This window comes from Actinomadura madurae (assembly GCF_047130825.1).
GTDB classification, from domain to species: domain Bacteria; phylum Actinomycetota; class Actinomycetes; order Streptosporangiales; family Streptosporangiaceae; genus Spirillospora; species Spirillospora madurae.
This window is the reverse complement of the sequence record NZ_CP083237.1, coordinates 6,870,476-6,883,963: the sequence shown is the minus strand read 5'-3', so window position 1 is coordinate 6,883,963 and position 13,488 is coordinate 6,870,476. Positions and strand designations below refer to the sequence as shown.

Annotated in this window: 10 protein-coding genes; 7 read left to right on the top strand and 3 right to left on the bottom strand. The window is 72.0% G+C overall.

Annotation, left to right across the window (positions count from 1 at the left end; translation table 11 throughout):
• Positions 1-90 precede the first annotated feature (90 nt).
• The 3 genes from K8Z49_RS31540 (at position 91) to K8Z49_RS31530 (ending at position 3,232) form a co-directional block, all read left to right on the top strand.
• Positions 91-1,197, top strand: a complete 1,107-nt coding sequence (locus K8Z49_RS31540) for a ferritin-like domain-containing protein (RefSeq protein WP_075021292.1) — start codon at positions 91-93, stop codon at positions 1,195-1,197.
• A gap of 280 nt (positions 1,198-1,477) precedes the next feature.
• On the top strand, positions 1,478-2,089 hold the full coding sequence (locus K8Z49_RS31535; RefSeq protein ID WP_412515911.1) for a hypothetical protein: 612 nt from the start codon (positions 1,478-1,480) through the stop codon (positions 2,087-2,089).
• Between the two features lie 513 nt (positions 2,090-2,602).
• The gene (locus tag K8Z49_RS31530; RefSeq protein ID WP_412515910.1) at positions 2,603-3,232 is read left to right on the top strand and encodes a septal ring lytic transglycosylase RlpA family protein; all 630 of its coding nucleotides are present in this window, start codon (positions 2,603-2,605) and stop codon (positions 3,230-3,232) included.
• 54 nt (positions 3,233-3,286) lie between these two features.
• On the opposite strand, the gene K8Z49_RS31525 is transcribed toward K8Z49_RS31530, so the two are convergent.
• Positions 3,287-4,285, bottom strand: coding sequence for a hypothetical protein (locus tag K8Z49_RS31525; RefSeq protein WP_412515909.1), 999 nt, complete (start codon positions 4,283-4,285; stop codon positions 3,287-3,289).
• 343 nt (positions 4,286-4,628) lie between these two features.
• On the opposite strand from K8Z49_RS31525, the gene K8Z49_RS31520 reads away from it, so the two are divergent.
• Positions 4,629-4,991, top strand: coding sequence for a YkvA family protein (locus K8Z49_RS31520; protein ID WP_412515908.1), 363 nt, complete (start codon positions 4,629-4,631; stop codon positions 4,989-4,991).
• A gap of 9 nt (positions 4,992-5,000) precedes the next feature.
• Here K8Z49_RS31520 and K8Z49_RS31515 read toward each other — a convergent pair whose 3' ends face one another.
• Complete coding sequence (locus K8Z49_RS31515; RefSeq protein WP_021596846.1) at positions 5,001-5,747, bottom strand: IclR family transcriptional regulator; 747 nt, start codon at positions 5,745-5,747, stop codon at positions 5,001-5,003.
• A 248-nt stretch (positions 5,748-5,995) separates the two neighbouring features.
• Between K8Z49_RS31515 and K8Z49_RS31510 the strand changes: the two genes are divergently transcribed.
• From K8Z49_RS31510 to K8Z49_RS31500, 3 genes are all read left to right on the top strand, one after another.
• Entirely contained in the window at positions 5,996-7,426 is a 1,431-nt protein-coding gene (locus tag K8Z49_RS31510) for a hypothetical protein (protein WP_412515907.1), read from the top strand.
• A 224-nt stretch (positions 7,427-7,650) separates the two neighbouring features.
• Positions 7,651-9,450 (top strand): fatty acyl-AMP ligase, encoded by a 1,800-nt coding sequence (locus K8Z49_RS31505; protein ID WP_412515906.1) that lies wholly within the window; start codon positions 7,651-7,653, stop codon positions 9,448-9,450.
• A 64-nt stretch (positions 9,451-9,514) separates the two neighbouring features.
• Positions 9,515-12,199 (top strand): MMPL family transporter, encoded by a 2,685-nt coding sequence (locus K8Z49_RS31500; RefSeq protein ID WP_111832634.1) that lies wholly within the window; start codon positions 9,515-9,517, stop codon positions 12,197-12,199.
• Positions 12,200-12,251: 52 nt separating this feature from the next.
• On the opposite strand, the gene K8Z49_RS31495 is transcribed toward K8Z49_RS31500, so the two are convergent.
• Entirely contained in the window at positions 12,252-13,484 is a 1,233-nt protein-coding gene (locus tag K8Z49_RS31495; RefSeq protein ID WP_412515905.1) for a glycosyltransferase, read from the bottom strand.
• Positions 13,485-13,488 lie beyond the last annotated feature (4 nt).

The window sequence follows — 13,488 nt, the reverse complement described above, 5'->3', positions numbered from 1 at the left end:
CGCTTTACATGTTACGAAGGTATGTAAAGCCGTGGGCGGAGCACACCCGCGTCGCGATCGCGCGGCGTCCTGCCCGGAGGAGGATCCCCCGTGAGTTCCTACGACCTCTACACCACGCCGGTGCCGACCGAGACGTGGAACGTACCGATGGCGGGCGACACCCGCTTCACCTGGGAGTACGACGAGGGGCGCGACCGGCTGCTGAACCTGTACCAGAAGGGCAAGGACAAGCAGTGGGACGCGCAGAAGCGCATCGACTGGGACCTTGAGGTCGATCCGGTGAACGTCGCCGGGCTGCCGGAGAACTTCAACCCGCTGTTCGGCTCCGACATCTGGGAGAAGATGTCGCAGAAGGAGCGGGACGAGTTCGGCCGGCACCAGGGTTCATGGCTGTTCAGCCAGTTCCTGCACGGCGAGCAGGGCGCGCTGAACGTGTCGGCCCGCATCGTGCAGTCCGTCCCCGACCTGGACTCGAAGTTCTACGCCGCCACGCAGACCATGGACGAGGCGCGGCACGTCGAGCTGTACACGAGGTTCGTGCACGAGAAGATCGGCATGTACTACCCGATCAACCAGGACCTGGCGAAGCTGCTCGCCGAGTCGCTGGAGGACAGCCGCTGGGACCTGCCCTACCTCGGCATGCAGGTGCTCATCGAGGGCCTCGCGCTCGCCGCGTTCGGGCTCTACCGCGACATGTCGACGAACCCGCTGGTGAAGCAGCTGCTCGCCTATGTCATGCAGGACGAGGCGCGGCACGTGGCGTTCGGGCGGCTCGCGCTCAAGGACTACTACGCCGAGCTGACCGACAAGGAGCGAGCCGAGCGCGAGGAGTTCGTCGTCGAGGGCTGCTATCTGATGCGCGACCGTTTCAAGGGCCGCGAGATCTTCGAGCAGCTCGACATGCCGGTGGACCGGTGCATGGAATATGTCGACAACTCCGACATGTACACCCTCTACCAGTCGCTGCTGTTCAGCCGGATCGTGCCCTGCGTCCGGGACGTCGGCCTGTGGGGCGACAAGGTGCAGGCCGCGTACCAGGACATGGGCGTCCTCGACAACGCCAAGGCGGACCTCGAGGTGCTGATGAGGCAGGACGAGGAGATCGCGGAGAAGGTCGACGAGGAGCGCTACGCGGCCGAGGTCGCGGCCCGCAAGGACGAGGTCGACCAGGCCATCAGCCTCGGCTCCGCCGAGTAGCCGGGAGCATCGGGCGGCCCGGGAACCGGGCCTTCGGCGGGGGCGTCCCACGGGGCGCCCCCGCTTTATGCCTTTTCGTAGCTTAATGCCATTCGGCGGCTCCGGACTTTCCTTCCCCTTCGCGTAGATCTTTGTTCCGGCCGGTCAATTCACCTCCGAAATCGCCGCGTGGGACATCGGCGTGTACTAGCGTCCCCGCTCGACGGCGCGCCGGATTCGCATATCGCGCGGGCGCGCACTACACGTGCAGGGTCAATCCCACATCCCTCGGGGGGAAGAAATGAACCGGTCCACCATCAAACTGCTGAGCGCCTGCGCCCTCGCTCCCGTCGTCGCCGCGTTCGCCGTGGCGGCCGCCCCGGCGAACGCCGCCAAGGGCCCGGCCACGACGCTCCTCTACGACACCGCGACCGGAGCCGCCCCCGTCACCGGGACGCTCCCCGCCCCCGTCGTCAACCGCGCGGGCCGGGCCGCCGAGACGGGCACCGGCGCGGTCGACGGCATCCTCCGCGCGGCGCCGGTCGCCGCCCCCCTCCCGCACGGGCGCAGCGCCGAGACGCCGCTGAGCATGCCCGTTCCGGGGCTGACGTCCGGGCTGCCGGACGTCCCGTCCATGCTCGGCCTCGGCGGGCTGCCGGCCGGGTCCAAGCTCCTCCGCGAGACCGGACGGCACGCCGGGCACCCGTCGGGCGACGCGCCGGGCTCCGCCGTGAACAAGGCGGGCAAGGCCGTGGGCAAGGCCGGCGGGCTCGTCGGGTCCAAGGGCGGCGCCGGCAAGGTGGTCGACGTGCTGACGGCGAAGGAGCGCTCGGTCTCCCGGGTGGCGGACGGCCCGCTGTCCATGCCCGGCGCCTCCGTCCTCGGCCTGGCGGACCCGGTAGGCCTCGGCTGACCCGCCGTACCACGGCACCGGGACACCACGACAACACGGCATCACGGACCTCCTCACGGGGCGTTCCGGCGGAAGCGACATTCCACCGGAACGCCCCGTTCCGTTAGCATGCAAGCGATTGTTATATGCCCGAGATCTCGTGGTCTATGGCGAGTAAAGTCGATCTTCAAAGGCGGTCACCGTGCGAAGTTGATCAGCTTCACCTGGTCAAGACTGAGGTGACAAAGCCCACAAAGCAGGGCCCTACGGCTTGATTCACGCGGGACACACCGTACGGTCAAGAACTTGTGCGGCACTTGAGAGATCAAAAATGAAGATGCCTTTCCGGCCGCACTCACCGGACGCTTGACCGCGACGGAGCGGACGCGCCTGAGAGAGATCGGCGCGGCGGGCCATGAAGCCCGCGGGGCGGCGGGGGATTCGGGGACGATCGAGGTCGCCTGACCACGCCGCGAGAACGGCGGCACGAACGCCGGGCGTCCGGGGTCCTGTCCCCAACCAAAGGACTCCTCTGTGGGTAGCCCTGTCAGGCGTCTTCTTCGAGCACGCCTACGCACCATCCTGATCGTCTCCGGCGCCGCCGTCGCCGTCCTGGCCGTGGGGGCGTTCGCCCTGGCGGACACCGGCGGCGCGGCGGGTTCCGCCAGTGCGGCGCGGTCCGCGCCGCGGGCCACCGACGATCCGCTGGCCGGCCGGCCGCACGAAGAGCCGACCCGGGCGAGCCGGGGCGGGACCCGGTCGCCGGAGCCGTCCCCGTCGGCGACTCCCGAGAAGGAGTCGCCGAAGACCGACGGCCAGGCCGCTCAGGCGGCCAAGCCCAAGAAGAAGAAGAAAAAGAAGAAGTACAAGGTCGTGGACTCGGGGTCCTGCGAAGCCTCCTACTACTGGGAGGGGCAGATGACCGCGAGCGGCGAGCGCTTCGACCCGAGCGATCTGACGGCCGCGCACAAGACGCTGCCGATGGGCTCGAAGGTCCGCGTGACGAACAAGAACAACGGCCGGTCCGTCATCGTCCGCATCAACGACCGCGGCCCGTACGCGGGCGGGCGCTGCCTGGACCTGTCCAGGGCCGCCATGAAGAAGGTCGGCGGCACGGGCGCGGGTGTCATCCCCGTCCGGTACGAGGTCCTCTCCCGCGGCTGACCACCGCACACCCCGCACCCGCCCGGCGGGCGCCTCACGGTGCCCGCCGGGCGGTCAGGACCCGTGCCCCACACCGGCGCCGGTCCGCGCACCGGCGGCGTCCTGGCCGCCGGGCGCCCAGGACCCGTGCCGCGGGTCGACGGGCTGCGTGTCGCCCAGCGCGGCGTTCGCCTGCGGTGCCTCCGCCTGCGGGACGTCCTCCAGGGTCTCGGACGGCGAGGCCGGACCGCGGGCGAGGTGGTCGCGGAACCAGTCGGTGAGGACGCCGTCCACCCGGACGGCCTCGGTGATCGGCGGGCGGGGCTCGGTGCCGGGCTCCGCGGCCAGCGCGTGCCCCATCCGGAACGTGGCGGACTCCACCGCCGCGGCGCCGTGCCGGCGCAGCTCGTCGCGGAGCGCGGTGACCTCGCGCGGGGGGACGACGCGGTCCTTCGCCCCGCTGATGAGCAGTGTCGGGACGTCCCGGCCGGCGATGGCGGGGGCGAGCGAGCCGAGGTCGAGCTCATCGGCGAGCGCGGCGGCGCGGTCGGACCAGGCGCGGTCGCGCCCGGACCGCTTCTCCACCGCCCGCGCTGCCCGCGACGGCGCGACGACGGGCGCCACGAGCGCGGCGGCGCTGACCGCGACGCCGCCGCTCGCCACGGCCAGCAGCGCCGCGGCGGCGCCCGCGCTGAAGCCCGTGAGCGCGACCGGTCCGTCCGGGAGGCCGAGGTCGCCGCGGATCGCGGCGAGCGCGGCCGGCAGCCGCTCGGCGGCGGTCCGCACGGCCGCGCAGTAGGCCTCGATGTTCTCGCTCTCCAGGATCGCGCCCGACCCGAGCCCGCCGGGCGAGCGTCCCGGCAGGTCGAGGTAGACGCGCCACACCGGCACGCCCGTCATCGGGATCGCCGCCGCCAGCGCCGCCGCCGTGCGGGGCGGGTCGAACCCGGGCCAGGCCACGACCATCCGGGTCGGGCCGGACATGACCGCGTCGACCGCCGTCGGCGGCAGCGCGACGTAGGCGTCCCCCGACGCGGTGCCATGGACAGGACGGTTCGTATCCTCGCCGCTCATCTCGCTACGTCAGCTCCCCATGCTCGACGGCCATGCCGATCGTGCCGGCGGGAGGCGGCGCCCCTCCCAGCGTCGCCCCATGCTTCCAGTAGACGCCGGGCAACACACCGTGAATCGCCGCACGTCGCCCATCGGAGTGACGAAGAACTCACTTCCGGTGACGCCTCCCGGGGCGCATCCGGGAGGCGTCACCGGCGATCATTCCGGCGCCGCCCGGAGTGGTCCGGCTGTGACACGCGCCTCACGATCGTTTCAGGGGAACAAATACGGCACCCCTCGCGTCCTAGTCATACGTGGGCGCCGCGGGGGCGCGCCCTCACGAACATCTGAACGAGGAGTGCTGGTGGACAGGAAGCGCAGTGCGGCCGCCGCCGGGCAGGCCTGGCAGATCTACCGCGAGACGCTGGAGCCCGACGCCCCAAGGTTCTGGGAGCGCGTCCGCGCCGTCCCGAGGATGCTGAAGTCCGTGCTGAGCGGGAAGTACAGGGGCATGTCCTTCGGGACGGTCGGGCTGCTCGCCCTGGGCCTCGTCTACATCATCTCCCCGATCGACGCCGTTCCCGACGTGATCCCCGTCGCGGGCATCGTGGACGACACCGGACTGGCCCTGTGGCTGGCCACCGTGCTCGTCCGCTCCGCCGGCGACTTCGTCAAGTGGGAGCGCGGCGGGCGCCCCACGGTGATCGTCGGCGAACCCGTCGACTGACCGCGCCTCCTACGCCGTCGGCCCGAGTTCCTTCGCGAACCGGTCGGCGGCGTCGCGCATGATGGGGACGACGTCCGGGACGGTCTCCCGCGTCATGCGCCCGGACGGCCCCGAGACCGAGATGGCCGTCAGCGTCGGCGCCCCGCGCAGCGGCACCGCGACACAGCGCACGCCGATCTCCTGCTCTTCGTCGTCCAGGGCGTAGCCCTGCCGGCGGATCCGCTCCAGCTCCGCCAGGAGCGCGTCCGGGTCGGTGAAGGTGTTGGGGGTGTGCTCGGCCATGCCCGTCCGGGCGAGGATCTCCCTCACCCGCTGGTCGGGCAGCTGCGACAGGAGCGCCTTCCCCACGCCCGTGCAGTGCGGCTGGACGCGCCGTCCCACCTCGGTGAACATCCGCATCGAGTGCTTGGACGGCACCTGCGCGACGTACACGGCCTCGTCGCCCTCCAGGACGGCCATGTTGGCGGTCTCCCCGACCGCGTCCACCAGCCCGGCCAGAACCGGGCGCGCCCACGTCCCCAGCAGGCGGCTCGCGCCCTCGCCGAGCCGGATGAGCCGCGGCCCCAGGGCGTAGCGCTTGGACGGCTCCTGGCGCACGTAGCCCTGGTTCACCAGCGTCCGCATCAGCCGGTAGATCGTCGGCATCGGCAGGCCGGAGACCTCCGTCAGCTCCGACAGCGCCATCTCGCCCCCGGCGTCCGCCAGATGCTCCAGCAGGTCGAACGCGCGCTCCAGCGACCGAACGGCCTCCGCCACCCCGTGTCTCCTCCCCGTCGCGACCCCCCGATTCTACGGAGAACCGATTCCGCTGTGCGAAAGCAGGTGGGTCGCCAGAGTGATGCACGTTACTCCCGTGGATGATCTGGCAATAACTGTCTGTGCCCGGCGCCACGTCGCCGCCCCCCGGCAGCCGTAGAGACCGTTTGGGGGATCGAGTGCGAGAGGGGCGCGGGAGACCACGCTATGGCGCCGTCGCGGCGAGCGGGGCGCTGGCCGTTCCGCTGATGCTGATGAGCCCGGCCGCCGAGGCCGTGCCGGGCGGGCGCCCATCGGGCGTCCGGCTGCTCATGGACATCACGGCCACCGGCGACGCGGCGCGCGGTCCGGGCTACACGCTCACCTACACGGTCCGGGTCCGCGCTCGCGGCGGCGTCGCGCGCCACGCCGCCGTCCGCCTCGTGGCCGAGCGCCCCCTCGTCTGGACGAGCCACTCGCGGACCTGCTCGAAGGCCGATTCCGGCCGCGAGCTGCGCTGCGAGCTGGGCGACGTGGGGGCGAAGCCACAGGAACGCAAGGGCACCGTCCGGATTCCGGCGGCCAAGGTCTCGGGGCCCGCCGCGAAACCGCTGAGCATCCTCGCGCTGGCGGACGCCTCCAACGCCACCCGCCGATCCGCGCTCGCGATGTTCGACTTCTCCGGCGCCGCTCCGAGCCCGTCCACCAAGGCCTCGCCGAAGCCCGAGCCCTGCGCGGGCAAGAAGCCGTGCCCCACGTCCGGCGGCAAGCCGAGCCCGCGCGGCAAGCCCCGGCACTGCGCGACCGGCAAGGCGAAGACAGGCGCGAAGCCCTGCACGAAGACCAAGCCGCCCGCCGGCAAATCGAGCGCGTCCAGTCCCAGGCCGCACAAGAGCATTCGACCGTCCGGCGTCAAGCCGACCCCGCACAAGACACCGCACAAGACACCGAAGGCGCACCCCAAGGCAGGCGGCAAAGCCACGGGCCGGCCGTCCACCGGCAGGCCGACCGCGACCAGCCCCCGGCCGCACAAGACACCGAAAGCGGGCGCACTGCCCCATGGGGGCGGCAAAGCCACCACGAGCCGACCGCGCGTGTCCGGCCCCAGGGCGCCTGAGAGCACTCGGCCACCCGGCGGCAACGCGACCCCGCGCAAGACACCGCACGAGACACCGAGAGTGCAGTCGGGTGCGGGTGACGGGGAGCACCCGTCCCGGCCCGCGGGCGGCCAGACGAATGCGGGCGATCCGCCTGCCATGCCGGAGGCGCCCGGGCCGTCTGTCTCGGTGCCCGTCTGCCGCGGCGCGGACTGCCCGGACGAGGGCCCGGTGGACGTCGAGGCCGGCGTTCCCGACGTGCCGGATCCGGAGGCCGCGGAACCACCGGAGCCGGAGGCGGGCGTCGCGGCGCCGCCGGCACCCGGGTCGGCGGTGCCGCCGGTGCCGCGGCCGGACGCGAACGTCCTCCCGCAGATGACCCCGCCTGCGGACCCGAACGTGGCCCCGGGCAGGACCCGGATGACGCTGATGGCGCCCGTCGGGGCGGAGGAGGGCGACGACACGGACTGGGCCGTGGTGGTCGGCGCTGCGCTCGTGGCCGAGATCGGGTTACTGTGGGGCGCCGCGTGCATCGCCCTCTGGCGGCGGAGGATCAGGCTGAGCCGCGCGACGTCCGGGTCCGCGGACGACGGGCCGATGTGACGGGGAATTTCCTCTTGTCACGGCGGTGACAAACCGCGGTTCGGCGAATGTGACCGCGAGCTAATATCGCGCACTGGCTACCATCCGGTAGCTTGACGATCATCGCCGGTCGCCAGGGGCGTCCAAGGAGGGGCGTCCGGCAGGCGCGGCGCACGCCCGCCTGCGGCGCCCGACCCCGCACGGCACCGCACACGGCCCCCCGGCCCCTCCTCGGGAGATGATCAATGGCACTGGGCTCGCTGCTTCCCGACCTTCTGCCCGGCGGCTCCGGCCGCACCCCGCTGATCGAGCGGATCACGCGGTGGGCGAAGGAGAAGCCGGACGCCCCGGCCTACACCTTCGTCGACTACTCGGCGGACCCGTCCGGCGCGCACACCACGCTGAGCTGGGCCGAGACCGACCGGCACGCGCGCGCCACGGCGGTGACGCTGCGCCGGGTCACCGGGCCCGGCGAGCGCGCCGCGCTGCTGCTCCCGCAGACGCTCGACTACATGATGACCATGCTCGGCGCCATGTACGCGCACGTCATCGCGGTGCCGCTGTTCTCCCCCGACCTGCCGGGGCACGCCGACCGGCTGCTCGGCGCCTACACCGACGCCGAGCCCGCGGTGATCGTCACGACGCGGAACGCGCTGCCGCACGTGGAGAAGTTCCTCGCCGACCACGACGTCCCGCGGCCCAAGGAGATCGTGTTCGCCGAGGAGATCGACCTCGCCCTGGCCGGGCAGTGGGAGGACGAGCCCGTCGCGTTCGACGACCTCGCCTACCTCCAGTACACGTCGGGGTCCACGCGCCGCCCCGCCGGCGTGGAGATCACCCACGGGAACGTGACGGCGAACGCCGCGCAGCTCTGGGCCGGCTGGGCGCCCGACAAGCCGAACCCGGAGCTGGTGAGCTGGCTGCCGCTGTTCCACGACATGGGGCTGATCGCCACGATGGCGCTGCCGCTGGTGCGCGGCGACCACGCCATCTACACCGACCCCGTGTCGTTCATCATGAACCCGATGCGGTGGCTGCAGCTGATCGCGTCGCGTCCCGGCAGGAACGTCTACACCGCCGGGCCCAATTTCGCCTACGAGTACGTCGCGTCGACGGCCTCGCCGGAGAAGATCGCCGGCCTGGACCTGTCCGGGCTGACGACGTGCCTGAACGGCGCGGAGCCGATCCGCACGTCGACGCTGGCGACGTTCGCCGAGGCGCTCGCGCCGGCCGGCCTGCGTCCGGGCGCGCAGGCGCCCGGCTACGGGCTGGCCGAGGCGACCGTGTTCGTCACCGCGGCGGCCGAGGACGTCCCGCCGAAGGTGATCTCCGTGGACCGGGACGCGCTCACCCACGGCGAGCTGCGGCTCCGCGCCGGCGAGGAGGACGAGGGGACGAGCGCGCTGGTGTCGTGCGGGCGCCCGTCCGGCCAGATCGTCGCGATCGTCGACCCCGAGACGCGCGCCGAGCAGCCGGACGGCAGGGTCGGCGAGATCTGGGTGCACGGCCCCAACACCGCGCCCGGCTACTGGCGCAACTCCGAGCGGAGCCAGGACACGTTCGGCGGCGAGCTGGCCGAGCCCGGCGGGCTGCCGTCCGGGCCGTGGATGAGGACCGGCGACTACGGCGTCGTCCACGAAGGCGAGCTGTACGTCACGGGCCGCATCAAGGACCTCATCATCGTCGACGGCCGCAACCACTATCCGCAGGACATCGAGGTCACCGCGCACGAGGCCCACCCGGCGGTCCGTCCCGACCACGTCGCCGCCTTCGCGCTCACCGGGGAGGAGACGGAGCGGCTCGTCGTCGTCGCCGAGCGCAACCGCCGCGTCCCTCTCGGTCGCCTGGACGTGGACGAGGTGGAGTCCGCGGTGCGCAGCGCCGTCAACATCGAGCACGAGATGAGCGTCCACGACTTCGTGTTGATAGAACCGGGTGGCGTGTCGCGTACGTCCAGCGGAAAGATCGCACGCGCGGCGACGCGGCGGCGCTACCTGGACGGCGCGCTGCCGACGACGGCGGCCCGCCTCGCTGCGCGCAGGTGACCACTCGTGACCGGCCGCCGGGAGCAAGGGCGCTCCGCGGCGGCCGTGGCGGAACAGGAGGATCATGCTTTCGGGGCTGGGGCGTCTCATCCACCGGCGGCGCTGGCCCAGCCTTGTCCTGATCCTGGTCACCACCGTGATCGCCGGGGCCTGGGGCCTCGGCGTGTTCGCCAAGTTCAAGGAGGGCGGCTTCGAGGACCCGGACGCGTCCTCGACGCTCGTCGCCAAGCTCGGCGCGACCTACTTCGGCAGCACCAACCCCGACATGCTCGTCCTCTACACGAGCGACACCATGACGGTGGACGACCCGCGCTACCAGGCGGCCGTCGTCACCACCATCGCGCGGCTGCCCAAGGCCCAGGTCGAGGAGATCATCTCCTACTGGTCGTTCGACGGTAAGGCCGCGGCCTCGTTCGCGTCCCACGACCGGCGCTCGACGTTCGTCGCCGTCAAGCTGAAGGGCGAGGACGGCGCGACCCAGATCGAGAACTACCACGCCGTCAAGGAGCGGCTGGTCGCGCCGGGGCTCCGCGTCCAGTACGGCGGCGCCGTCCCCCTCGGCGAGGAGTTCGGCGCGCAGGTCGTGAACGACATCATCCGCGCCGAGATGATCACCGCGCTGCCGCTGCTGATCCTGCTGGTCATCCTGTTCGGCGCCCTGGTCGCGTCGTTCCTGCCGATGGCCGTGGCCGTGTTCTCGATGATCGGCGGGCTGGCCGTCCTGCACCTGGTGACGTACGCCGCCGACGTGACGTCGTTCGCTCTGGAAGTCGTCACGATGATGGGCGTCGGCCTGGCGATCGACTACTCGCTGTTCATCATCAGCCGTTTCCGGGAGGAACTGCAGCGCGGGATGGCCGCGCAAGGGCTGCCACAGGGCAAACCCTGGAAACGGGAGCGCGACAAGGCCGCGCGCAAGGCGGCGAAGGCGGCGTACAAGGAGTCGCTCAAGCCCGTCCGGGAGACCGCCCTCGCCGCCACCATGGCGACCGCGGGGCGCACCATCATGGTCAGCGGCATCACCGTCTCCGCCGCTCTCGCGGGGCTCCTGCTGTTCCCGCAGATGTTCCTCCGGACGATCGGGCTCGCCGGCATCGCCACGGTCATGGTCGCCGTGTTCGGAGCGACGGTCCTGCTGCCGACGCTCCTGGCGCTCCTCGGGCCGCGCGTCGAGATCGGGCGGATGCCGTGGCGGCGCCCCACGTCCAAGCGCGCCCGGCGGGACCCGCACAGCGGCTTCTGGTACCGGCTCGGCACCAGCGTGATGAAGCACCCGCTGCCGTACTTCGCGGTCGTGCTCGTGATCCTCGGCGTGATGTTCGGGCCGTTCCTGAACGTCCAGTTCGGCAGCGTGGACGCCCGCGTCCTGCCCCCGGACAGCCCCACCCGAGCCGTGGTCGAGACGGTCAAGAAGAACTTCCCCAACGGGTCCGCCGAGCCCATCGACGTCGTCGTGTCCGGAGACCTCATCCCGCGCGACTGGACGCCGACCGGCAAGGGCGACCCGATCCCGCCCTACCTGGAGGAGTTCAGGAAGCGCCTCGCCGCCCTCCCCGGCGTCTCCGACGCGCAGTACACGGGCTACTCGGGCACCTACGGGGGCGTGCGCATCTCCGTGACGCACAAGTACGAGCCGATGGACCGGCACGCCCAGGACCTCGTCACCCGGATCCGCGGGATGAGCCTGTCCAAGGACGGCTACCCGATGCACATCGACGTCGGCGGCAGCACGGCCGCGCAGATGGACCTGATGTCGAGCCTGATGGAGTCCCTGCCCAAGATGGCGGTCGTCGTGGGGATCGCCACGTTCTTCCTGCTGTTCATGTTCTTCGGGTCGATCGTCCTGCCGCTGAAGGCGATCGTCATGAACGTGCTGTCGATCGGCGCCTCGTTCGGCGCGATCGTGTGGGGCTTCCAGTACGGCCACCTGGCCGGGCTGCTGGACTTCACCCCCACGGGCGGCGTCGAGGCCACCAGCATGATCCTCATCCTCGCGGTCGTGTTCGGGCTGTCCATGGACTACGAGGTGTTCCTGCTCAGCCGCATCCGGGAGGAGTGGGACCTCACCCACGACAACCGCCTCGCCGTCGCGTCGGGCATGCAGCACACCGGCGGCATCATCACCAGCGCGGCACTGCTGTTCCTGCTGGTCATCGGCGCGTTCAGCATGGCCGGCATCACGGTCGTGAAGCTGATCGGCGTCGGCATGTTCGTCGCCGTCGTGGTGGACGCCGCCCTCGTCCGGTCGCTGCTCGTCCCGGCCACGATGCGCTTCATGGGCTCGGCGAACTGGTGGCTGCCCGGGTTCCTCTCCGGCCTCCACGCCCGCATGGACCTGCGGGAGCGCACCGCGTTCGCACCCGCCGGCGCCACCGCCGTCCCGCCCCCTCTCCCGGACGAGCAGCCCTTCCCGTACGCGATCCAGTGGGAGAAGGCGACTCCGCCCGGGAAGGCCCCGGCCCCGGCTCCCGAGCCTGCCCCTCCCGCACCGGCGGCGCCCGAGCGCCCGCAGGTGGACGCGCGCGACGCGTTCCGCCCCGCACCGCAGCCGAGCGAGCCGCCGCAGATCGTCTTCCGGACGCCTCCGGGGGCGGAACCCGACGGGAACGGCGAAGGCCCGTGGACCCCGTGGGCGGACGGCCCGCCGCAGCCGAGGCCCGCGCACCCGCCGCGCACCAGGCGGGTGATCGTCCCCAACCCGGACGGCTCCGGCTGGCGCTGGGGCGAGGAGCCCGACGACTCCGCCTGAGCCCGGCGAGGGAGCGACCCCGCGCACGAGCCGACCTCGCGAACGAGCGGCCTCAGCACAGGAGCGAGTCGATGATCCGCGCCGCCCGGCCGACGCCGTCCTCGTCCCGGATGCGCCGGCCCAGCTCGCCCGCCCGGTCCGCCATCCCCGGGTCGCCGGTGGCGCGCCGGATCCTCGCGGCGAGCCGCGGCACCGTCATCGCGCGGAACGGCAGCGGGGCGGGCCCCGCCCCCAGGGCCGCCACGCGCTCACCCCAGTAGGGCTGGTCGCCGAAGAACGGGCACACCACGGTCGGCACCCCCGCCCTCAGCCCCGCCGCGGTCGTCCCGGCGCCGCCGTGGTGCACCACGGCCGCCATCCGCGGGAACAGCCACGAGTGCGGGACGTCCCGGACGGCGAAGACCCGCTCGTCCGAACTCGCCGGGTCGCCCTGCACGACGCCCCGCACCCCGGCGAGTTCGAGGGCCGTCCGCACCACCAGCCCGGTCATCTCCGCGTCCTTCGGCACCATGCTCCCGAACCCGACGTACACCGGCGGCGGCCCCGCGGCCAGGAACTCCGCCAGATCCGCGGGAGGCTCCCACGCGGGTTCGTCCAGGAACCAGTAGCCGGTGAGGTTCACGTTCGGCGCCCAGTCCTCGGGTCTCGGGACGACGACCGGGCTGAAGCACGCCAGGACCGTCCCGCCCTCGGTCCGCCGGCCTCGCAGCGGCAGCCGCGGCAACCCCAGCGCCTCCTCGCGCCACGGATTGATGAACGGACGCGACAACTGCCAGGCGATCTGATCGACCGCGAGGAAACTGAGCCGATTCGACCACGGACCGAATACGCGCGCTTGCGGAACGAAAGGATGCGGAAACGCGCCGGTCGGCTCGCTCGGCTGGAAATGAATCAGCGCCCATGGAATGCCGAGATGTTCACCAATGTGCCGCGGGAGGAAACCCAGTGTCGGGCCGAGGATCAGATCCGCGTCCTTACAGGCGTCCGAACACTCGGCCAGCAATCGCTCCGCCATCGGCCCGAGGATGCGCCGGAACCCGTCGAGGAACTTCACCGGGTTGCGGCCTCCGGCCAGCAACTCCTGGCCCGCGTCCGATTCCAGGATCTCCGCCGGATCGGCCGTCAGCGGCGCGAGGTCCAGTCCCGCCGCGGCGGCCATCGGCGCGTACCGCGCGCTCGCCACCAGCCGCACGTCGTCCCCCCGGGCCCGCAGCGCCCTCCCGAGCGCCGCGCAGGGCTGGATGTCCCCCCGCGACCCGGCCGCGAAGATCACGATTCGGCTCACGCTG